The following is a 21,651-nucleotide window of genomic DNA, read 5'->3' on the forward strand; positions in this document are numbered from 1 at the left end:
TTCTTTTAAACTCGTGGACCGGTCGGTCGGGATCAGGCGGCCAGCTTCAGCCGCTGGCGTTCGCGCTTCACCACTTCCTTGGCCAGACGCAGATAGGCCTGGCTGCCCGCGCATTTCAGATCATAGATCAGGGCCGGCTTGCCGAAGGACGGCGCCTCCGCCACCCGGACGTTGCGGGGGATGACGCTGTCATAGACCTTGTCGCCGAAATGGGCTCGCACGTCATTGGCCACCTGGCCCGACAGGGCGCTGCGGCGGTCATACATGGTCAGGACCAGACCCTGGATTTCAAGGGCGGGATTCAGGCTTTGCTTGACCATGTCGATGGTCCGCATCAGCTGGCTGAGCCCCTCCAGAGCGAAGAACTCGCACTGAAGCGGCACCAGGACCGCATCGGCCGCCGCCATCGCGTTCAGGGTCAGGAGGTTCAGAGAGGGCGGACAGTCGATCAACACATAGTCATACGCGGTAGGGCCGTGATCATGGGCCCGCAAGGCGTCACGCAAACGATAGGACCGACGGTCGGCCTGGCTCAATTCGATCTCGACACCGGACATGTCGGCGTCGGCCGGCACGATCCACAGACCGGGCACTGTCGTCTGCACGGCAGCGTCATCGACCGAGCGCTGATCGACAACCACGTCATAGATGGTGACGCGGCGTGTTTCACGTGGAACACCCAGACCGGTCGAGGCATTGCCCTGGGGGTCCATGTCCACGATCAGCACGCGCTTGCCGATGGCGGCCAGGGCGGTGCCGAGATTGATGGCGGTCGTCGTCTTACCCACGCCGCCCTTCTGGTTGGATACGGCGAGGACGCGGGCAGGCAGTTTGTTAGTGCTTGGGGCGGGCACGTCGAACACTCCGGACTGTCACGATGCGGCCGCGCGGGTCGCTTTGCGACGGGGCCAGTTCAGCGTCGAGATGCCAGGATTTCCGCGCCTCAATCAACTCGGATTCGGCCTTCTCCCCCTTCAGGAACAGACCTTGTGCACCCCTTTGGAAGTAGGGCTGTGCATAACCCAGCAATCGCTCCATCGGCGCGACAGCACGGGCGGTGACGATATCGCATTTGACCGCCTGCTCCTCCGCCCGACCGTTGATCACGGTCGCCGGCAGATCCATGACATCGACGATCTCCTGCAAGAACCGACACCGTTTCCCGAGGCTGTCGATTAGCCAGACATGCGCGCCCGGGGCGTCCTTCAGCAGGATAGCCAGAACCACGCCCGGAAACCCCGCCCCAGCGCCGAGATCAGCCCAGGTGCGGGCCCCAGGCGCATGGGTCAACAGCTGGGCGCTGTCCCAGGCGTGGCGGTTCCAGAAATCCGGGAGACTGTCCGGGCCGACCAGGTTCATCACCGAATTGGCTTCACTCAGCCGGATACGGAAATCTTCCAGATCCGCCATCTGCTGCGGCGTCGCGCCGGCCTTGCCCTGAAAGACGGTCTTTTCGGCATTCAGCATCAGGCCGCCACCCCTCCCTGGACCGAGGTCTTGGGCGCCCTCTTCACATGCGCCAGCAGGGCCGTGAGAGCGCCAGGCGTCATGCCCTCGATCCGGCCCGCCTGGCCGAGGGTGCGGGGCTGCACTCGCGCCAGCTTCTCCTTCACTTCATTCGAAAGACTGCCGATGGCGGCATAGTCGAGGTCGGTGGGCAGAAGCAGGCCCTCTTCGGTTCGCAAGGCCTCGGCGTCGATCAACTGCCGGTCCAGATAGTTGGCGTAGCCGGCGTCTATTTCCACCTGCTCCCGCACCTCGGCGTCCCAGGAGGCGACGACCGGATGGGTCTGGACGAAATGATCCAGCGTCACATCAGGAAACGCCAACAGTTCCCGCATGGAACGCCGTCTGCCATCCGCGTTGACTGGAATTCCAATGGCGTTGGCTTCCTTCGGCGTGAACAGGGTTTCACGTGAAACAATGCCGGCCTCGGACAGTTTTTGGGCCTTAAGCTCAAAACGCTTCCGGCGCTCAGGTCCGACGATCCCAAGCGCGATAGCCAGCGGCGTCAGTCGCTGATCGGCGTTGTCCGCCCTCAGGGTCAGCCTGTACTCGGCCCGGCTGGTGAACATCCGATAGGGTTCCGTCACCCCCCGCGTCACCAGATCGTCGATCATCACCCCGATATAGGCCTGGTCACGGCCCAGGATCACCGGCGCATCCCCCCCCGCCGCGCGGGCCGCGTTCAGGCCGGCCATCAAGCCCTGGGCCGCCGCCTCCTCATATCCCGTGGTGCCGTTGATCTGGCCGGCCAGATAGAGACCGGGCCGCTTCTTGACCTCAAGGGCGGGGCTCAGTTCGCGTGGATCGACGTAATCGTATTCGATGGCGTAGCCGTAGCGGAACACCTCCACCGCCTCCAGGCCGGGGATGGTCCGAAGGAACGCCAACTGGGTCGGTTCCGACACCGAGGTCGAGATACCGTTCGGATAGACGGTGGGATCATCCAGACCTTCTGGTTCCAGGAAGATCTGATGGCTCGTCTTGTCGGCGAACCGCACGACCTTGTCCTCGATCGACGGGCAATAGCGGGGTCCACGGCCCGACAGCTTGCCGCCATAAACCGCGCTCTCGCCCAGGTTCTCGGCGATGAGGCGATGAGTTTCCTCAGTCGTATGGGTAACGCCGCAAGCGATCTGCGGCACGTCGATCCGGTCCGTCATGAAGGAAAAGGCGGACGGCGTCTCGTCCGCCTGCTGCATCTCCAGCCGGTCCCAGGCGATGGTTCGTCCGTCCAGCCGCGCCGGCGTTCCGGTCTTCAGCCGCCCCATCATCAGGTCGGCCGCGTGAAGATCAGCGGCCAAACCGGTCGAGGGATCCTCGCCGTGACGGCCTGCCGGAATCCTTTCGTCGCCCCGGTGGATGACGCCGTTCAGGAAGGTGCCGGTCGTCAGGACCACAGCCCCTGCCCTCACCCTCTCCCCGGTCCCGGTCGTCACGCCGACCACGCGATCGCTGTCCAGGATCAAACCCTCTGCCGTTCCCGCCATCAGGCTCAGGTTCGGCGTCCGGGCCAGCTCCGCCTGCATGGCTTCGCGGTACAGACGGCGATCGATCTGGCTCCGGGGACCGCGCACGGCCGCGCCCTTGGACCGGTTCAGGAGGCGGAACTGGATTCCTGACACGTCCGCCAGACGTCCCATGATTCCGTCCAACGCATCGATTTCACGCACCAGATGGCCCTTGCCCAGGCCGCCAATGGCGGGATTGCACGACATTTCGCCGATGGTTTCCAGCTTCTGGGTCAGCAACAGAGTCCGCGCGCCAGCACGGGCTGAAGCGGCGGCGGCTTCACAACCGGCGTGACCGCCGCCGATGACGACGACGTCGTAGGAAATCTCGATGGGGGAGTTCATCCCCGCCACATAGTCCAGATGGACGGTTTTCGCTACACCACAGACCGGCGCCCGGTTCGAAGATCGGTGGTATTACCTAAGGTGTTTCACGTGAAACACCGGTATTACTTGCCGATGCAGAAGGTCGAAAACACCTCGCCAAGGATATCTTCAACCCCGATCGCCCCCGTCACCCGCGACAGGGCCTCGGCCCCACGCCGCAGGTCCTCACCGGCCATCTCTGGCCCGGCATCCAAGGCGCGCCGCCCGGCCTCCACCGCCCCTAGGGCCTCATTCAGGCGCAGACGGTGACGCTCCCGCGTAACCGCCGGAAAATCGGCGCCCGATAGATCCTGCGCCAGCCGCGTCGCAATCCAGTCGTGCAGAAGCGACAGACCCTCCCCACTGCGGCTGCTGACCTCGATTCGGTCGAAGCCCCCGCTTGGAACAGACCCACCGAGGTCGGCCTTGTTCGCCACGACCAGATCGCCTGGTCTGGCATAGGCCGCCGCCACGCCATCGGGATCGCCCGGCGCCCTGACCCAAAGACGCAGATCCGCCTGTTCGGCCCGCATCCGCGCCCGCCGCACGCCTTCCGCCTCGACAGGATCAGCGCTCTCTCTCAGGCCCGCCGTGTCGGACAGGGTCACGGCATAGCCGCCGATCACCAGGTCGGCGTCCAGCACATCCCGCGTCGTTCCGGCGATGGGCGTGACGATGGCCGCTTCACGTTCGACCAGGGCGTTGAACAGCGATGACTTGCCGGCATTGGTTTCGCCGATCAGGACGATGCGATAGCCGTCGCGCACCCGCTCGCCCCGTCGTCCCGTATCCACGGCGCGCCGCAAATCCTCGGCCAATCGGTCAAGAACCGGTCCGGCCGTCCGGGCCAGATTGTCGGGTACGTCCTCATCCGGAAAATCGATCTCCGCCTCGACCAAGGCCAGGGCGTGGAGCAGATCCCGGCGAAAGCCCGCATAGGTCTCGCTGAGCTTCCCGTCGAGCTGGCCCAGGGCCTGCCGCGCCTGGGCGGCCGTCTCGGCGTCGATCAGGTCAGCTACCGCCTCGGCCTGGGCCAGGTCCATCCGCCCGTTCTGGAAGGCGCGGCGGGTGAACTCCCCCGGCTCGGCCGGTCGTACGCCCAGAGCGATCAGGGCGCCGCTGGCCGCTTCCACGACCGCTCGGCCGCCATGCAGATGGAGTTCGGCGGAGTCCTCGCCGGTATAGGAATGAGGCGCGACGAAACGAAGCACCAGGGCCTGGTCGATGTGGTCGCCGGCGTAGGCCAGGTCTCGGACCGAGGCCATTCGAGGCTTCAATCGAGTGGCGCCAAGCGCCGTCAAGGCCGCATCAACGCCCGGCCCCGACAGACGCATGACGGCGATGGCCCCACGTCCGGGCGGCGTCGCAAGGGCGAAGATCGTATCTTGCATCATCGGATTATGCCTCCTCCCCTCCGGTCGGGAGGAGACGCGGCGTCTTCATTTCACCGCCGCGTCCATCATTCGGCGGAACTGATCCTGGGCCTGAAGGCCGAAGCTCGTCCAGGTCTTCATCAATTCGTCGGGCTGCATGGCGGCGACATTGGCCTGCATCCGCTTCTGCATCTCGGCGACCATGGCGTCGTTCAGCGGCGTGACGTCCGGCAGCCCCAGGAAGGCGCGCGCCTCCGCCGGGGTGCAGTCCACTTCGACATTGACCTTCATCGAACCGTCTCCTGTTTCACGTGAAACGTCCGAAGACGGATCAGGTGTTCATCGACTGGAAGAAGTCCGAGTTGTTCTTCGACTGACGCAGCTTGTCGAGCAGGAATTCGATCGCGTCCTGCGGACCCATGGGGTTCAGGATGCGACGCAGGACATAGGTCTTGGCCAGCTGATCCTTCGGCGTGATCAGGTCTTCCTTGCGGGTGCCGGACTTCAGCACGTCGATCGCCGGGAAGATGCGCTTGTCGGCGACCTTGCGGTCCAGCACGATTTCCGAGTTGCCGGTGCCCTTGAACTCTTCGAAGATCACCTCGTCCATCCGGCTGCCGGTGTCGATCAGGGCCGTGGCGATGATGGTCAGCGACCCGCCCTGCTCCACATTCCGCGCGGCGCCGAAGAAGCGTTTCGGCCGCTGCAAGGCGTTGGCGTCCACACCGCCGGTCAGCACCTTGCCCGACGATGGCACGGTGGCGTTATACGCCCGGCCCAGGCGGGTGATGGAGTCCAGCAGGATCACCACGTCCTTCTTGTGCTCGACCAGACGCTTGGCCTTTTCGATCACCATCTCGGCGACCGCGACGTGGCGCGTGGCCGGCTCGTCGAAGGTCGAAGCCACGACCTCGCCCTTGACCGTCCTCTGCATGTCAGTGACCTCTTCCGGCCGCTCGTCGATCAGCAGGACGATCAGGATGACTTCCGGGTGGTTCTTCTCGATCGACTTGGCGATGTTCTGCAGCATCACCGTCTTGCCGACGCGCGGCGGCGCCACGATCAGGCAGCGCTGACCCTTGCCCAGGGGCGCGACGATGTCGATGACCCGGCCCGACCGATCCTTCAGGGTCGGATCCTGAATCTCCATGTGCAGCCGCTCTTCGGGATAGAGGGGCGTCAGGTTGTCGAACAGGACCTTGGTCTTGACCATCTCGGGGTCTTCGAGATTGATCGTGTCGACCTTCAACAGGGCGAAATAACGCTCGCCTTCGCGCGGCGCCCGCACCGCGCCATGGACCGTATCGCCCGAGCGCAGGCCGAAGCGGCGGATCTGCGACGGCGACACATAGACGTCGTCCGGTCCCGGCAGATAATTGGCGTCCGAACTGCGCAGGAAGCCGAACCCGTCAGGCAGGATCTCCAGCACCCCGTCGGCGATGATCTCCACTTCCTCGTCGGCGAGGGCCTTCAGGATGGCGAACAGCAGGTCCTGTTTACGCAGGTTGGAGGCGTTCTCGACCTCCAGCTGTTCGGCGAAGGCGACCAGGTCGGCCGGCGTCTTCTCGTTCAGCTCGGCCAGGGTGATCCGGCCGTTGGCGACAACGGGCTCGCCGTCGTCCTCGTCGTCGGCCGTGGTGTCCACGCCGGAATCCGCACCAGCGACGTCGCCGGCTTCGTGTTCGTCCCCGTGATGCGTGGGGGTCTGGACCTCGAGGTTTTCGGTCTCGGGGGCGGTGGGATCGGTGTCGCGGACGTCGGTCATGGTGCAGGCTCGCAGGCGCGCGCAACGGCTGTCGCGGCGTCATGTCTCTGAAAATGTCTGGCCGAGAGGCCGAAGGGAGGCGCGGCGGGCTCCCGCTGGTCAAAACCTGCAGGCGTCGCGAAGAGAGAGGGACCGCCGACGAAACGCCGAACGGTTCACTGTCAGCGGAACCACAGGCGGCGGTTCAGGTCAAGCGGAGCCGCTCAACCGAACGTCCATTCGGTCGTTACCGAGAGCACCATGACGATGGCCAGGACAAACGGAACCTCGTTGGTCATACGCCAGAACTTGCCGGAATATTTGGACGTCCCCGCCGCAATCTTCTTCCGCTGCGCCGCCAGGAAGCCGTGCCAACCGCTCAACAGAAACACCCCGATCAGCTTGGTGACCATCCAGGGCTCAGCCAGAAACGCCGCGCCGCGCGCCGAGACGTCGATATGGATCAGCCATAGGCCGAAACCCCAGGCCAGGATCATGGCCGGATTGACGATGATCCGCAGCAGCCGCGTCTGCCACAGCCTCAGCAAGGCCTGCATCTCGCTGCGCAGCGGCTCGGGCTTGGCGTTCTGTTCGACGTCATAGGCATAGAGCCGCGGCAGGAACAGCAGGCCGGCCATCCAGGCGATCACCGCCAGAATGTGCAGGCCGCGTGCGAGGTCATAGGGGTTCATGCCGCGTGTTTCCCTTTGCGATACGGACAGGCCTTCCAGTCCGCCTTGCAGCCCTGACCGAACGGGGCGACGCCCGTCCGACCCAGGGCGCCGACGGCCGCATCGGCCAGAGCGTCGATGAACGGGGGCGCGATCCCGACGGCCGGCGCCCGCAGATAGAGACTTACCCCTTTTTCGTGGGCCAGTTCTCCATATTCGATATCCAGTTCCACCAGGGTCTCGATATGTTCGGAGACAAAGGCGATGGGGGTGATGACCACGCCCACCCCGTCCGCGCCGGCCTGGGCGATGGCCTCAGGCGTGGACGGACCCAGCCATTTCATCGGCCCGACCCGGCTCTGGTAGCAGAGGGCGTGGTCGATGGGGCCTCGGTCGCGCTCGATGGCGGCGACCACCGCGGCGACGGTCGTCTCGACCTGTTCCTGATAGGGGTCGCCCTTGCCGCTGACCAGTTTCTCGGGGATGCCGTGGGCCGAGAACAGGACCCGAACCGGCCCCTCGCCCGCTTCGTCCAGCTTCGACCCGATGGCCTGGGCCTGGGCCTCGACCCAGCCTGTGGCGCTGGGATAGCAGCAGACGGCGCGACTGACGCCCGATCCGGCATAGGTCTCATTCCAGATTTTCAGCGAGGATTCGGTCGTCGTGGTCGAAAACTGGGGGTAGAGCGGCAGCAGGACCACCTCGTCGGGTCCAAAAGCCGCCACCTCGACCGCCGTCTCCTCGGTGAACGGCCGCCAGTAGCGCATGGCGATGAAGACCTGGACCTCGTCTCCGGCCAGACGTGCGTTCAGCTCGGCCTCCAGGGCCTCAGCCTGGCGGCGCGTGCCCGGCAGCAGGGGCGAACCGCCCCCCATCAGGGCGTAGTTGGCCTGGGCGCTGGTCTCGCGCCGGCTGGAGATCAGCTTGGCCAGGGGCGTGCGCAGAACGCCCGGCAGACCGATGATGGCCGGATCATTGAACAGATTGAACAGGAAGGGCTTCACCGAGGCCTGATCGTCCGGTCCGCCCAGATTGAACAGCACCACCGCGATGCGGCGGCCTTTCAGAGTTTGGGTCATTGGGCGCCGATCCGTTTCAGAACCCGTTCGACATGGTCGATGGGCACGTCCGGCAGTATGCCATGGCCGAGGTTGAACACCCATGGCCCCTGGCCCCAGGCCTCCATCAGCTGATCCACGCGGCGATCCAGCAACTCACCCCCGGCGCGCAACAGCAGGGGGTCCAGCGCGCCCTGGATCGGCTTGATCTGCTGCACCCGTTTGCCGACCTCCAGCGGGCAGGCGGTGTCCAGGGCGACGGCGTCGACCTCAACCTCCTGCGCATACCGCTCTGCAAGCGCCGCAGAGCCCCGTGGGAAGCCGATCAGGGGCACGGTGACGCCCAGCTCCCGCGTACGCCTCACAAGCGCCTGGTGGGGCTTCAGGACCAGTGTTTCGAACAGGTCGTCCGGCAGGCCCTCGGCCCAGCTCTCGAAGATCTTCAACACCTGGGCGCCGGCGTCGGCCTGCATCTTCAGATATCGGGCCGTGGCCTCGACCAGAACCTCCAGCGTCTCGTCCACCCGCCTGGGATCGGCATAGGCGTAGGTCCGGGCCTGGGCGCGCTCGCCCTTGCCGATGGTCCGGTGCTCGCCGTCCAGCATATAGGTGGCCACCGTCCAGGGCGCGCCGGCGAACCCGATCAGGGCGCGTTCCGGCTCCAGGGCCTTGCGCACGATCGACAGGGTCTCGCCCACGGCCGACAGATGCTCGCCGGCGTCCGGCGCCAGTTCCGCCATCCGGCCGGGGATCGGCATTTCGCCCAATCGAGGCCCCTCGCCCGTCTCGAACCAGACGTCCTGGCCCAGCGCGCGCGGGATCAGCAGGATGTCGGCGAAGACGATGGCCGCGTCGAAGCCGAACCGACGCATCGGCTGAAGCGTCGCCTCGGCCGCCATCTCGGGGTTCAGACAAAAGGCGATGAAGTCCGGCGCCTCGGCCCGGAGCCGTCGGTATTCGGGCAGGTACCGTCCCGCCTGGCGCATGAACCAGACCGGCGGACGATCCAGCGTCTCCCCTCGGAGAGCCCGGATCATCAGGGGCGTCTGAACGTCGTTCTGGGTCGGATCGGTCATGCCGGACGATTAAGGTCACAGGCCCCCGCTCTCAATCCCTAATCAGATTAAGAATTAAAAGATTCGAAGTGGCAGGTAGGACGGTGGAACGGCGGGGACGGTTTGGCCGACGCCAGCGGAACAAAAGCGGATATCCACGCCGCGCCAAGGCTTACCGGGGATGTCGAACAGCCCTATCCCCTCGGTGGACAATCCCTAATGAAACCTTAACGCCCAAGGCTTTGCGGGGGTCCGGGGCTGTGAACGGGGTTAAGCGACGTTAACCTTCCATTAGGATTTTCCACAGCCAAGCCCAAACCTGTTGTCCGCCTTGGGATGAACCATCCTCGAACCGAAGGCGCCGTCCACCGTCATCCCCGCTCGCCGCCTTGTCGATGACCCGCTAAGGAGAACGGCGCCCTGACGGTCCCCCGCCGTCCCCCATTTTTCAACAGGGAGTCGACAGACCGAATGAGCCCCGCGCGACCTTCCGGCCCCCGACCCGGCCCCACCCGTCTGGCCACCTATTTTCACGTCCATCTGGTCTCGGATTCGACCGGAGAGACCCTGAACGCGATGGCCAAGGCGGTGACGGCCCGCTTCGACGGCGTCATTCCGATCGAGCATATCTACGCCCTTGTCCGATCGGAGAAGCAGATGGAGCGTGTGCTGCAGGAGGTGGAGGCGGCGCCGGGCGTGGTTCTGCACACCCTGGTCGACCGCCATCTGCGCGAACAGCTGGAGGACGGCTGCCGGCGACTGGACATGCCCCAGATCGGCGCCCTTGATCCTCTGGTCGGGGCCATGTCCCGCTATCTGGGCGCGGCCTTGTCGACGCGGGTCGGGGCTCAGCACGCCCTGGATCATGATTATTTCAACCGGATCGCGGCGCTGGACTTCGCGATGGCCCATGACGACGGCCAGGGCACGACCGAACAGCTGGAAGGCGCCGATGTGGTCCTGTGCGGGGTCAGCCGGACCTCCAAGACCCCGACCTGCATCTATCTGGCCCATCGCGGAATCCGCGCCGCCAATGTCCCGCTGGTGCCTGGACAGGAGGACGGCGAGCGGCTGACGCGGCTGAAGAATCCTCTGGTCGTCGGCCTGACTGTATCTCCCGACCGCCTGATCCAGATCCGGCGCAACCGGATCGACAATCTGAACGCCAGCCAGTCCTCCAGCTATACGGATCAGGACGCCGTCCGCGACGAGACGATCAAGGCCAAGCGCGCCTTCGCCCGGCGCGGCTGGCCGACCATCGACGTCACCCGTCGGTCGGTGGAGGAAACGGCCGCCGCCATCACCAACCTGCTCAGCGAGCATCGCAACCAAAAGATCGGGACAAGCTGGTGAGCGACATATCCCTGTCCAGCCCGGGAGGGCGCGAGGCCCTGATCCTGGCGTCCAAGAGCGCCGCCCGCCGCGCGATGCTGGAAAACGCCGGCGTGCCGTTCGAGGTCCGCGTCGCCGGCGTGGACGAAGACGCGATCAAGGCCGTCTCGACCGACCTGGATCCCGCCGGCCTGGCGGTGCGGCTCGCCGAGGCCAAGGCCCTGGCCGTGTCGCGCGAGGACGAAACCGCCTGGGTGCTGGGCTCGGATCAGACCCTGGCCTTCGACGGCGGGCTGATTTCCAAGGCGAAATCGCTCGACGCCGCCCGCGAACGGCTGAAATCCATGCGCGGCCGCACTCATCATCTCCATTCCGGCGCCGCCCTGGCGGTGAAGGGCGAGATCGTGTGGTCGGGCGTGGACACGGTCGAGATGCGGATGCGTGACTTTTCCGACGCCTTCCTCGACGCCTATCTGGCGGCCGAGGGCGAGGCCCTGCTGGCCTGTGTCGGCTCCTATCGGCTCGAGGGCATGGGATCCCAGTTGTTCGCGGCCATCGACGGCGACTATTTCACCGTCCTGGGCCTGCCGCTGTGGCCGGTCCTGGCCGAGCTGCGCCGGGCGGGGGTCCTGTCCGCATGAGCCGTCATCGCATCACGGGCGCGGCCCTGGTCGCCGGGATCGCCGGCAATCCTGTGGCCCATTCCCTCAGCCCCGTCATCCACAACGCCTGGCTGGCGGCCGGCGACATCGACGGCGTCTATGCGCCCTTCGCCCCCGCCGATGCGGCGGGGTTCGAGGCCCTGGTCGCGACGGGCCGCGCCGGACTGATCCTGGGTCTGAACGTCACCGCGCCCTTCAAGGAACAGGCCTTCGCCCTGGCGGATCAGGCGACCCCGGCGGCCCGGCTGACAGCCTCGGCCAACATCCTGACCTTCGACGCTGGCCGGGTCTCGGCCGACAGTTCGGACGGGATCGGCCTGATGCTGGGCCTGAAGGAACAGGCGCCGGATCTGACCCTGGCAGGTCGACCGGTGGTCATGCTGGGGGCGGGCGGCGCGGCGCGGGCCGGCTCAGGCGCCCTGATCGAGGCCGGGGCCGAGGTTCGGATCGTCAATCGATCGCGCGACCGGGCCGAAGCCCTGGCCGCCGATCTGGGCCCTTCGGTCCGGGTCATGTCGGCGTCCGAGGCTCTCGACGGCGCCGTCCTGGTGATCAACGCCCTCAGCATCCAGCCGGATCTGGATCTCGACGCCGTCGCCCCGGGCACGGTGATGATGGACATGACCTACAAGCCCCTGGCCACCCCCTTCCTGACGGCGGCGCGGGCGCGCGGCCTGCCGACGGTGGACGGTCTGGCCATGCTGATCGGTCAGGCGGCGCCCTCGTTCCAGGCCCTGTTTCGTCGTCCGCCCCCGCCGCTGGACCTGCGCGCCCTGCTGACGGCGCATCTGAGCCAGGCCACATGATCGTCCTCGGTCTGACGGGCTCCATCGGCATGGGCAAGTCGACCACGACCGCCATGTTCGCCGATCTGGGCGCGGTGGTGTGGAACGCCGACGACGCCGTGCACCGGCTCTATGCCCCGGGCGGCGCTGCGGTCGAACCGGTCGGCGCCGCCTTTCCCGGCGTAGTCGTGGACGGCGCCGTGGACCGCACCCGCCTGGCCGAGGCCCTGGGCCGGGACGAAACCGCCTTCCGCCGGCTTGAGGCCATCGTCCATCCCCTGGTGACGCGGGGGCGGGCGGCCGATCTGGCGGCGGCCCGGGTCATGGGGGTGAAGCTGGCCGTGCTGGACATCCCCCTGCTGTTCGAAACCGGCGGCGACGCCCATGTGGACGCGGTGGTCGTGGTCACCGCCGACCCGGAGATCCAGGCCGAGCGGGTTCTGGCCCGCCCCGGCATGACCCGCGAGCGGTTCGAAGCCATTCTGGCCCGCCAGATGCCGGACGCCGAAAAGCGCGCCCGCGCCGATTTCGTCATCGATACGGGCCGTGGGCTCGAAGCGGCGCGTGCCGATGTGGCCGCCATAGTCGAGACCGTGCTGGATCCGGCGTGGATATCTCCGCGTCACGGTAAAGCCGGTCTTCCGCAAAGCGACGAACGACTCCATTAAGAGCCAATGGCGCGCGAGATTGTTCTGGACACTGAAACCACCGGCTTCGACCCCAAGACGGGCGACCGGCTGATAGAGGTCGGCTGTATCGAAATTCAGGACCTGCTGCCGACGGGCCGCACCTTTCACCGGTTCGTCAATCCGGAACGCCTGATCCCGCCGGACGCGATCCGGGTTCACGGCATCACCGACGACAAGGTGAAGGACGCCCCCAAATTCCACGAGATCGCCGACGACCTGATCGAATTCATCGGCGACGCGCCGATGATCGCCCACAACGCCGGATTCGACCGCAACTTCATCGACTTCGAATACAAGCTGTGCGGCCGGCCGATCACGGGCGAGGCGCGCTGGATCGATACGCTGAAACTGGCTCAGGCCCGGTTCCCGGGCATGCCCAATTCGCTGGACGCCCTGTGCAAGCGGTTCAAGGTGTCGCTGGTCGAACGCACGCTTCACGGCGCCCTGATCGACGCCCGCCTGCTGGCCGAGGTCTATCTGGAGCTTCGCGGCGGCAAGGAGCGGGTGCTGGACCTGTCGTCGTCGCCGGTCGCGGGTCGTTCGGCAGGCGTCGCCGTCCCGACCGCCGCCTACGGCCCGCGTCCCCAACCGCTGGCCCTGCGTTCGAGCCCGGAGGAACAGGCCGCCCACATCGCCTTCCTGGCCAAGGCTCTGAAGGACCGCGCCCTGTGGGAAGCCTATGGAGTCAGGGTCGAGGAAGAGGCGGCTTAGTCAAATTCCCCCTCCCCATGAGAGGAGGGGGAATTGTGCTTACGCCTGGCCCGTTTCGACCGGCTGCTGGGCGATCTGCTGCTGGCGCGCGATATAGATGGCGGCGAAGTCGATCGGGTCCAGCATGAAGGGCGGATAGAAGCCGCCGTCCGCGGTGGCGCGCGAGATGATTTCGCGGGCGAACGGGAACAGATAGCGCGGGCATTCGATCAGCAGCAGGGGCTCGATGTCCTGTTCCTGGACATTGGCCAGCTGGAACAGGCCGCCATAGACCAGCTCGACGTGGAAGACCGCCTGGTTTTCGTGGCTGGCCTTGATCGACAGCTTCAGGTCCAGCTCGAACAGGCCGTCCGGACGGCCCTGGGCCGACATTTCGACGCCCAGGTCGATGGCCGGCTTGCCGTCGATACGCAGGGATTCCGGCGCGCGCGGGTTCTCGAACGAGAAGTCGCGGACATATTGCGCCAGGATGCGGAAGCCGGGACCGGCGGGCTGGCCTTGCTGCGGCTGGGTCCCGTTCGGGGCCCCGTTTTGGGCGTTGGTGTCGGCGGGCGGAGCGGCGTCGGTCATGGGCGTCTTCGATTACGGAAAAAGGCCGATTGGGCCGGGAATAAGGCGCCGCGACTACCACGCCGAGACGCTTGGCCGCAACGTCGCTTGCTCGACAGGGGGCGCGCGCCGCCTTGCGCCGTCCTATATGAGCCCGTAATCGTCTCCATGGCGCACCCTCGCTCACGCGCCGACAGTCAGGAAGTCCCCTTGCCGGTCCAGTTCCAGATCGTGATTTTCGCCGTCATCGCGGCGATCGTCCTGTTCCAGCTCTATAATGTGCTGGGCAAGAGAGTCGGCCGTCAGCCGCAGGAGGACGCCAAGGCCCTCCCCTCGTCGCCGACCCCCACGGCCGAGGCCTCCAAAACCCCGGCCCTGGACGCCGCCACCCTCGCTTCCATCGCCGGGCTGAAGGCGCGCGATCCGGCCTTCGACCCCAATCGTTTCGTCGAGGGCGCGCGTCAGGCCTATGAGACCATCGTTCGCGGCTACGCCGCCGGCGACCGCGCGGCCCTGACGCCGCTCCTGACGCCCAATGTGATGGCCTCGTTCGACGCCGGCATCGCGGCGCGCGAGACGCGCGGCGAGACCGAGACCGTCGAATTCCTCTTCCCGCCTCGCGCGGACCTGGAAGGCGCCACCGTTCAGGGCGACAAGGCCGTGGCCAAGGTCCGCTTCCTGGCCGAACTGCGCAGCCGCGTGACCAAGGCCTCGGGCGACACCGCCGATTCCGTCACCGGCGAGCCCCTGGTCGAGGAACGCCGCACCGCCGAACACTGGACCTTCGAACGCACCCTGGGCGCCGCCGATCCCAACTGGGTCCTGGCCCGCGTCGAGCCGGCCAACGCCTGATGTCGGCCGTTCTGCGACGGGTCCGGGAGACGTCCCTTCTGGCGTCGGTCCTGGCCGTCGCCGCCTGTTCCACCGGCCCCGCGACGCCGACCGTTCCGGGAACAGGGCCCACGCCCTATGTCCCCTCGCCCGGTCCGGCCGCTCCCCCGCCCTCGCCGTCCGACGCTCTCAGTCCCGCCGTCTTGCCGGGTTGGAACGACGAAGATCATCTGGCGGCCTTCCACGCCTATCTCGACGGATGCGGCGCGGCGCGCGACGCCGCCGCTCGGGGGGTCTGCGGCCAGGCCAAGACCATGGCGGCCACGACGAGCGTGACCCCGTCGAGCGCACGCGCCTTTTTTGAAGCGAACTTCAGCGCCGTTCCCGCCGCCGCCGCCGACGGCCGCCCGGGCCTGTTGACGGCCTATTTCGCGCCCGAATATCCGGCGCGCCGTGTCCCGGACGACGAGTTTTCTGCGCCTGTGCTGCCCAAGCCCGCCGATCCGCGCGGCGCCGGCGACCGGGCGATGGTGGAATCCAACGCCCGCCCCGATCAGGCCCTGGCCTGGATGCGGGCCGAGGACCTGTTCTTCCTGCAGATCCAGGGCTCCGGCTATCTGACGTTCGAGGACGGGTCGCGCGCCCGCGCCGCCTACGCCGCCGACAACGGCCGCCCCTTCGTCGGCATCGCCCGACCCATGGCGCGCCAGGGCCTGTTGCCGGAAAACGGAACCTCGGGCGACGCCATCCGCGCCTGGCTGGCCGAACACCGGGGTTATGAAGCCCAGACGGTCATGGCGCTGAATCCACGCTACATCTTTTTCCGGCTCGACCCGGATGACGACGGACATCCGGCCGGGGCGGCGGGCGTGCCCCTGACCGAGCGTCGGGCTGTCGCCGTCGATCCGTCCCAGTGGCGCTATGGCGAACTGGTGTGGCTGGACGCGGATGGCGGAAACCTGCGCGGCGCCACGGCCTCGTATCGGGGCCTGGCCATGGCGCTCGACACCGGTTCGGCCATTCGGGGCCCGGTCCGCGCCGACCTCTATATGGGCCGGGGCGACGCCGCCGGGGCCGAGGCCGGCACAGTGCGTCACCCTCTGCACATGTGGCGACTGGTGCCGAAAGGCTAGGCGACGGTCAGGGTCACCGCGATATTGCCGCGCGTGGCGTGGCAATAGGGGCGGACCGTGTCCGTTTCGGCCTAAGCCCCGGCTACGTCTAGGCCAGGTCCTCGATCTCGGCCTCGGTCAGCTCGCCGGGAACGATGGTGACCGGCAGCTTGCGCCCGCCCAGCTGCGCCCCCTGTTTGATGATGGCCGACACCAGCGGCCCCGGTCCCCGCGACCCGGTCCCGGCGGCCAGAACCAGAATCTTGATGTCGGGATCGTCGCCGACCACCTTCTTGATCGCGCCCTGAGCCTCGCCCTGTTCGATCAGGAAGACGGGCGGTGCGCCGGATCGTTCCAGCGCCTCCTCTCCCAGCCGGTTCAGCAGGGTTTCGGCCTCTTCCCGCTGCTGGCGTTCGATTTCTTCCCGAACGCCAGACCAGTGGGCGTCGCTGTTGGACGGGAGAACCCGCAGCATGACCACCCGTCCGCCGGTCGAGCGCGCGCGTCGGCAGGCGAAGCGCAGCGCCGCCTCGAACTCGGGACTGTCATCGACGACGACCAGGAATTTTCTCGGCATGCCGGCTCCCCTGCCCGCCTATCGGCCCAGCGCCGAAGACGTCTTCAAGAACTCACCGCTGCGGACGCCAGATCGCGGATCGCTGCATTGGCGATGGTCAGCTTGGCGAAGGTCCAGCCCGATCCGGACTGTTCGATCTCGTCCACCGAGGCGCGCACGCCTTCGACCACGGCCAGTTTCGAACCGATCCAGGCGTCCACGGCGCCCTCGGCCGCATCCTCGCTGACCCCGACCGCGGCGTCCGAGACCCGGGCCACGGCGCGGGTGAGGGTCGACTGTTCGTTCATCAGGTCCTCGATCATGCGACGCACGGCCAGCCGGTCGAAATGATCGATCGACGGGATCGAACCGGCGGCGGCGCGCAACCGGTCGAAGTCGAAGGCGGCGCCCACCTGGTGATACAGCCGCGCCATGGCCGCGACCGGCCAACCGCTCTCCTGGGCCAGATCGCCGATATCGGCGGCGGCCACCAGGGGGCGCATGATGGCGATGCGGCGGGTCAGATCCTGCGGCGCTCCATGATGGGCGAAGATGGCGACACGATCATCCAGACGGCCCTGTTCGAACCGCGACAGAACCGGCGCGCCCTCGGCCTGAAGCGCGTCGGCGGTCGGACGATAGCGGTCGATCAGGCCCTGGACCGAAGCCCCGGCCTTGGCGCGACGGGCCAGCCAAAAGGTCTGGCGACGCAGCACCACGGCGATCTCGCGATAGAGGGCGGTCTGGGCCTCGGCCGAGATCTTCAGGTCCAGGGCCGAGACCGCGTCCCAGGCTTCGTCCAGGCGGAACACGCGCCGCGCCGCCTCGAAGGCGATGATCAGGGCGGTGGTGTCGCACTCGGCGGAGCCGCGCAGCCGGTCCGGGAAGGTCGGACCGCACATGTTGACGACTTCGTTGGCCATGACGGTGGCGATGATCTCGCGCCGCAGACGGTGGCTCTTCATCTCCGGCTCGAACCGGGCCAGGGCCTGCGGGAAATAGCGGACCAGGGTCTGTTCGAAGAAGGGGTCTTCCGGCGCGCGTGAGGCGACGATCTCTTCCGACAGCTCCAGCTTGGCGTAGGCGGTCAGGACCGCCAGTTCCGGCCGGGCCAGAGGAACCCCGGCCGCCATCATCTCCTTGATGCGGGCGTCGTTCGGCAGGCCTTCGATCTTGCGGTCCAGTTTGCCGCGCGCCGACAGGGCCTGCATGAAGCGTTGCTGGGCGTCCAGGGCGGTCGCGCCTTCGGCCTGTTGCAAGGTCAGGGCCAGGGTCTGGTCATAATTATGGGCCAGCACCTTCAGGCCCACCTCCTCGGTCATCGAGGCCAGCAGCGGGGCGCGGTCCTCGCCCGGCAGGACCCCGTTGGTCACGGCCGACCCGACCAGGATCTTGATGTTGACCTCGTGGTCGGAGGTGTCGACCCCGGCCGAGTTGTCGATGGCGTCGGTGTTCATCCGGCCGCCGCCCTGGCCGAAGACGATGCGGCCTGCCTGGGTGAAGCCCAGGTTCGCGCCCTCGCCCACCACCTTGACCCGCAGCTCGTCGGCGTTGATCCGCAGGGCGTCGGTGCCCTTGTCGCCCACCTGGGCGTCGGTCTCGGCCGCCGATTTCACATAGGTGCCGATGCCGCCCAGATACAGCAGGTCCGCCGGCGCCTTCAGGATGGCCCGGATCAGGCTGACCGGATCCAGTTCGTCTTCCGTGATGTCCAGCGCCGCCTTGATTTCAGGCGTCAGCTGGATCGACTTGGCGGACCGCGAGAAGACGCCGCCGCCCTGGGAAATCAGACCCTTGTCATAGTCCTGCCAGGACGAACGCGGCAGGTCGAACAGCCGTTTGCGTTCGGTCCAGCTGGCGGCGGGGTCGGGCGTGGGATCGATGAAGATGTCGCGGTGATCGAAGGCGGCGATCAGCTTGGTGGCCTTGGACAGCAGCGCGCCGTTGCCGAAGACGTCGCCCGACATGTCGCCCACGCCGACCATGGTGAAGGGCTCGGTCTGGATGTCCCAGACCTTGGCGCGCGGACCGATCTCGCGGAAGTGGCGTTTGACCGCCTCCCAGGCGCCGCGCGCGGTGATGCCTATGGCCTTGTGGTCATAGCCGATCGACCCGCCGCTGGCGAAGGCGTCGCCCAGCCAGAAGCCGTAGGCGGCCGAGACCCCGTTGGCGATGTCCGAGAAGGTCGCCGTGCCCTTGTCCGCCGCGACGACCAGATAGGGGTCGTCGCCTTCCCAGGCCACGACATGGGCGGGGCGGGCCACAGAACCGTCGGCGGCGATGTTGTCGGTGATGTCCAGCAGGCCCGACAGGAAGGTGCGATAGGCGCGGATGGCCTCGCCCTGGATGGCCTCGCGATCGGTCGTGCGTGGAAGCTGCTTGGGATAGAAGCCGCCCTTGGAGCCGACCGGAACGATGACGGCGTTCTTGACCTGCTGCGCCTTGACCAGGCCCAGCACCTCGGTGCGGAAGTCGTCGCGCCGGTCTGACCAGCGCAAACCGCCCCGCGCCACCGGTCCGAAGCGCAGATGCACCCCCTCGACGTGCGGCGCCCAGACGAAGATCTCGCGATAGGGCTTGGGCAGCGGCAGATCTTCCAGCTCGCTCGAGGCGATCTTGATCGAGATGTGCGGCTTGGCCAGGCCGTCGGCGTCCAGTTGGAAATAGTTGGTCCGCTTGATCGCGCCGATCAGGGCTGCCATCCGGCGCAGGGCCTTGTCGTGGTCCAGGCTCTTCACGTCCTGCAACAGGGTCGTGATCTTGGCGTTCAGTTCGGCTACCGCGCCTTCGCGGGCCTCAACGGCGCCGTCCGCAGGGTCGAACCGGGCCTTGAACAGCGACAGCAGGGCTCGCGACAGGTCGGGATATTCGCGCAGGGCTTCTTCCTGCACCGACTGGGACGGATCGAGGCCTGTCTGCTGGCGATAACGGGCCAGGGTGCGGATCAGGGCGGCCTCGCGCCATTCCATGCCCAGTTCGACCACCAGACGGTTGAAACCGTCGCTCTCCGTGCGGCCGTTCCAGACGGCGGCGAAGGCCCGTTCGAACGGGCCTTTCACATCGGCGAAGACCAGGGCCTCGCCGCGGGGATCCTCCATCAGGAATTCGTGGACGTGGATCTCCTCCTCGCCCAGCGGCCGGATCGGATAGCCGTACTCCTCCAGGGTCTTCAGACCCATGTCGGCCATGATCGGCAGGACGTCCGACAGGGGCACCGACGGGCCGCGGCGATAGAGCTTGAAGCGGAACTGCAGACGGCTGTCGTCGGCGTTGCGGAAGGCGCGGACCGCCACCGATTCTCCGGCTCCGACCTGTCCCGTCGCGTTCAGCCGGTCCATCTCGCCCAGATCGATCGCGGCCTCGTCGGCGTCATAGCGGTCGCGATAGGCGGCGCCGAAGGCGCGGGCCCAGCGGGTGCTCAGCGGCCCGACCTCGACATCGGCCACGTCGGCGCGGCGCAGGGCGGCTTCGAACCGCTCGACCCAGCCGCGCCCGGCCTCGGCCACATCATGTTCAAGCTGGGCGGCGTCGGGGACCGGATGGTCGCCCGGCGTCACGCCGATGATGAAATGGACCCGCACAAGGGGGGCGTCCGACAGTTGCGGATACCAGGCCGAGATCCGGCCGCCCCAGGCGCGGGCGACGATCTGGCCGATCCGCTCGCGCACCGAGGAATCGAATTTTTCGCGCGGGACGAAGCACAGGACCGAGACGAACCGGTCGAACGGATCCTGGCGGGTGAAAAGGCGGATGCGCGGCCGGTCGTAGAGGTGAAGTATGCCCAGGGCGATGGAAAGAAGCTCGTCCTCACCGATCTGGAACAGTTCGTCGCGCGGATAATTCTCGAGAATATTGCGCAGCCGCTTCTCGTTGTGGCTGCCAGGCGCCTTGTCGGCACGGCTCAGCACATTGGCCACCTTGCGGCGGATCAGCGGCGTTTCGATCGCCAGCTGGTCATAGGCGTCGGAGGTGAACAGGCCGACGAACCGCGTCTCGCCCGTCGCCTTGCCGTCCGCGCCGTAGCGCTTGACCCCGACATAATCCATGTAGGCGCGCCGGTGAACGCGGGACCGGGCGTTGGCCTTGGCCACCGTGACCGGGTCGCTCAGATCCAGCTGCCGGCGCATCTGACGGGTCAGGACGGCGGGTTCCGACGCGCGACGCAGAACGGTGCGGTCGGGGTCGGCCAGTATGCCCAGACCGGCGCTCGACTGGCTCAACGGAGCCTCGGCCTCGTAGTCGCCGTCGGCCTTCAGGGGGTAATTATAGTCGCGAGCGCCCAGGAAGACGAAATGATCGCTCTTCAGCCATTTGAGGAAGGCGATGTTTTCGGCCAGAACCGCGGGATCGACGCTTGGCGGCGTCGCCTCCAGCCTTTGCATGGCCTGACGCATCAGGCCGGTCATGGCCTCGTGGTCGGCCACGGCGGCGTGGACGTCGGTCAGGCACTCGGCCAGGCCCTCGCCCAGGGCGTCACGCCGTTCCTGCGGAGCGCCGTCGATCACCAGCATGATCACCGACAGACGGCGATCACCCAGCTCGACCACCGGGTGGAACAGGGCGCGCACCGAGACCCCGGCCTCGGCCAGGGCGCCCATGACGCTGTCGACCAGGAAGGGGGCGTCCGTCTGGACGATGCGGACCAGGTCATAGTCCAGGGCCTGGCCATCGGCGCCGGCCAGGGGGCCGACGGTGATCAGGGGAGCGGAACCGGCCGGATAGTCCTTGGCCGCCCGCCACGAGGCGGCCAGGAGCGCGGCCAGATCCTCGCCGTCCAGCTCGGGGGTCTCGTCTGCGGCGTAGTCCTCGTACGCCTGGGCGAGGAAGGATTGCTCCGGCTTGCCGGGGCTGGTGCCGAGAATCCGCGCGAATGAGGTTTCCAGGGCGGCCGGGGAGATCGGCTGAACCGGGACGGGGCGCGGATCGAGGGCGGTCATGGACTACAGTCTCGGGCGACGCGGCCTTGGCCGCAAGGGGCACGGCGCGACGAGGCGCCACAGCGTTGACTAGGCCAGGTCCGGTCGCGCGGGAAGCCCCCGATGATCGAAGATTCTCATGAACAGCGTTCAGGTTGGAAGAATTGTGCGGCGCCACAAACGAGAAGGCCGCCGAGCGGGGGAACTCGGCGGCCTGCGCGAACGAC

At 67.1% G+C, this 21,651-nt stretch carries 19 protein-coding genes; 7 read left to right on the top strand and 12 right to left on the bottom strand.

The features are described 5' to 3' along the window. Positions 1–32 precede the first annotated feature (32 nt). From ACP7CK_RS08535 to hemE, 9 genes are all read right to left on the bottom strand, one after another. Complete coding sequence (locus tag ACP7CK_RS08535) at positions 33–830, bottom strand: ParA family protein (RefSeq protein ID WP_035308345.1); 798 nt, start codon at positions 828–830, stop codon at positions 33–35. A gap of 4 nt (positions 831–834) precedes the next feature. Further along, a complete protein-coding gene (gene rsmG, locus ACP7CK_RS08540; protein ID WP_372704920.1) occupies positions 835–1,467 on the bottom strand; it encodes a 16S rRNA (guanine(527)-N(7))-methyltransferase RsmG in 633 nt (210 codons plus the stop codon). Next, complete coding sequence (gene mnmG / locus ACP7CK_RS08545) at positions 1,467–3,359, bottom strand: tRNA uridine-5-carboxymethylaminomethyl(34) synthesis enzyme MnmG (RefSeq protein WP_426025733.1); 1,893 nt, start codon at positions 3,357–3,359, stop codon at positions 1,467–1,469. The genes rsmG and mnmG overlap by 1 nt, the downstream gene beginning before the upstream one ends. Positions 3,360–3,463: 104 nt before the next feature. Beyond that, positions 3,464–4,771, bottom strand: coding sequence for a tRNA uridine-5-carboxymethylaminomethyl(34) synthesis GTPase MnmE (gene mnmE / locus ACP7CK_RS08550; protein ID WP_426025904.1), 1,308 nt, complete (start codon positions 4,769–4,771; stop codon positions 3,464–3,466). Between the two features lie 48 nt (positions 4,772–4,819). Beyond that, a complete protein-coding gene (locus tag ACP7CK_RS08555; RefSeq protein WP_035308330.1) occupies positions 4,820–5,044 on the bottom strand; it encodes a DUF6489 family protein in 225 nt (74 codons plus the stop codon). 40 nt (positions 5,045–5,084) lie between these two features. After that, positions 5,085–6,518 (bottom strand): transcription termination factor Rho, encoded by a 1,434-nt coding sequence (gene rho, locus ACP7CK_RS08560; RefSeq protein WP_008263632.1) that lies wholly within the window; start codon positions 6,516–6,518, stop codon positions 5,085–5,087. A gap of 203 nt (positions 6,519–6,721) precedes the next feature. After that, complete coding sequence (locus ACP7CK_RS08565; protein WP_035308333.1) at positions 6,722–7,189, bottom strand: CopD family protein; 468 nt, start codon at positions 7,187–7,189, stop codon at positions 6,722–6,724. After that, the gene (gene hemH, locus ACP7CK_RS08570) at positions 7,186–8,247 is read right to left on the bottom strand and encodes a ferrochelatase (RefSeq protein ID WP_035308334.1); all 1,062 of its coding nucleotides are present in this window, start codon (positions 8,245–8,247) and stop codon (positions 7,186–7,188) included. The genes ACP7CK_RS08565 and hemH overlap by 4 nt, the downstream gene beginning before the upstream one ends. Beyond that, positions 8,244–9,302: a uroporphyrinogen decarboxylase gene (gene hemE, locus ACP7CK_RS08575; RefSeq protein ID WP_426025734.1), complete on the bottom strand. Its 1,059-nt coding sequence runs from the start codon at positions 9,300–9,302 to the stop codon at positions 8,244–8,246. The genes hemH and hemE overlap by 4 nt, the downstream gene beginning before the upstream one ends. Positions 9,303–9,752: 450 nt before the next feature. Between hemE and ACP7CK_RS08580 the strand changes: the two genes are divergently transcribed. The 5 genes from ACP7CK_RS08580 to dnaQ are packed head-to-tail and all read left to right on the top strand — an operon-like array spanning position 9,753 to position 13,460. After that, positions 9,753–10,634, top strand: coding sequence for a pyruvate, water dikinase regulatory protein (locus ACP7CK_RS08580; protein WP_008262696.1), 882 nt, complete (start codon positions 9,753–9,755; stop codon positions 10,632–10,634). Beyond that, on the top strand, positions 10,631–11,254 hold the full coding sequence (locus ACP7CK_RS08585) for a Maf family protein (RefSeq protein WP_426025735.1): 624 nt from the start codon (positions 10,631–10,633) through the stop codon (positions 11,252–11,254). Before ACP7CK_RS08580 ends, ACP7CK_RS08585 begins: the two co-directional genes overlap by 4 nt. Then, positions 11,251–12,081 carry a shikimate dehydrogenase family protein gene (locus tag ACP7CK_RS08590; protein ID WP_426025736.1) on the top strand — a complete coding sequence of 277 codons (831 nt, stop codon included), beginning with the start codon at positions 11,251–11,253 and terminating at the stop codon, positions 12,079–12,081. The genes ACP7CK_RS08585 and ACP7CK_RS08590 overlap by 4 nt, the downstream gene beginning before the upstream one ends. Next, positions 12,078–12,728, top strand: a complete 651-nt coding sequence (gene coaE / locus ACP7CK_RS08595; RefSeq protein ID WP_426025737.1) for a dephospho-CoA kinase — start codon at positions 12,078–12,080, stop codon at positions 12,726–12,728. The genes ACP7CK_RS08590 and coaE overlap by 4 nt, the downstream gene beginning before the upstream one ends. A 6-nt stretch (positions 12,729–12,734) precedes the next feature. Then, positions 12,735–13,460 carry a DNA polymerase III subunit epsilon gene (gene dnaQ / locus ACP7CK_RS08600; RefSeq protein ID WP_372704927.1) on the top strand — a complete coding sequence of 242 codons (726 nt, stop codon included), beginning with the start codon at positions 12,735–12,737 and terminating at the stop codon, positions 13,458–13,460. 39 nt (positions 13,461–13,499) lie between these two features. Here the strand turns inward: dnaQ and secB are convergent, their stop codons facing one another. Beyond that, positions 13,500–14,030: a protein-export chaperone SecB gene (secB, locus tag ACP7CK_RS08605; RefSeq protein ID WP_008264365.1), complete on the bottom strand. Its 531-nt coding sequence runs from the start codon at positions 14,028–14,030 to the stop codon at positions 13,500–13,502. Between the two features lie 189 nt (positions 14,031–14,219). Here secB and timA point away from each other — a divergent pair, with 189 nt between their 5' ends. Both timA and ACP7CK_RS08615 read left to right on the top strand, forming a co-directional pair. After that, a complete protein-coding gene (gene timA, locus ACP7CK_RS08610; protein ID WP_426025738.1) occupies positions 14,220–14,861 on the top strand; it encodes a TIM44-related membrane protein TimA in 642 nt (213 codons plus the stop codon). Continuing rightward, positions 14,861–15,973 (top strand): MltA domain-containing protein, encoded by a 1,113-nt coding sequence (locus ACP7CK_RS08615; RefSeq protein ID WP_426025739.1) that lies wholly within the window; start codon positions 14,861–14,863, stop codon positions 15,971–15,973. Before timA ends, ACP7CK_RS08615 begins: the two co-directional genes overlap by 1 nt. 88 nt (positions 15,974–16,061) lie before the next feature. Here ACP7CK_RS08615 and ACP7CK_RS08620 read toward each other — a convergent pair whose 3' ends face one another. Both ACP7CK_RS08620 and ACP7CK_RS08625 read right to left on the bottom strand, forming a co-directional pair. After that, positions 16,062–16,529, bottom strand: coding sequence for a universal stress protein (locus tag ACP7CK_RS08620; RefSeq protein WP_008263601.1), 468 nt, complete (start codon positions 16,527–16,529; stop codon positions 16,062–16,064). A 44-nt stretch (positions 16,530–16,573) separates the two neighbouring features. Then, on the bottom strand, positions 16,574–21,445 hold the full coding sequence (locus ACP7CK_RS08625) for an NAD-glutamate dehydrogenase (protein ID WP_426025740.1): 4,872 nt from the start codon (positions 21,443–21,445) through the stop codon (positions 16,574–16,576). Positions 21,446–21,651 lie beyond the last annotated feature (206 nt).

The sequence above is a fragment of the Brevundimonas sp. TSRC1-1 genome (assembly GCF_049898245.1).
GTDB lineage: Bacteria > Pseudomonadota > Alphaproteobacteria > Caulobacterales > Caulobacteraceae > Brevundimonas > Brevundimonas mediterranea_A.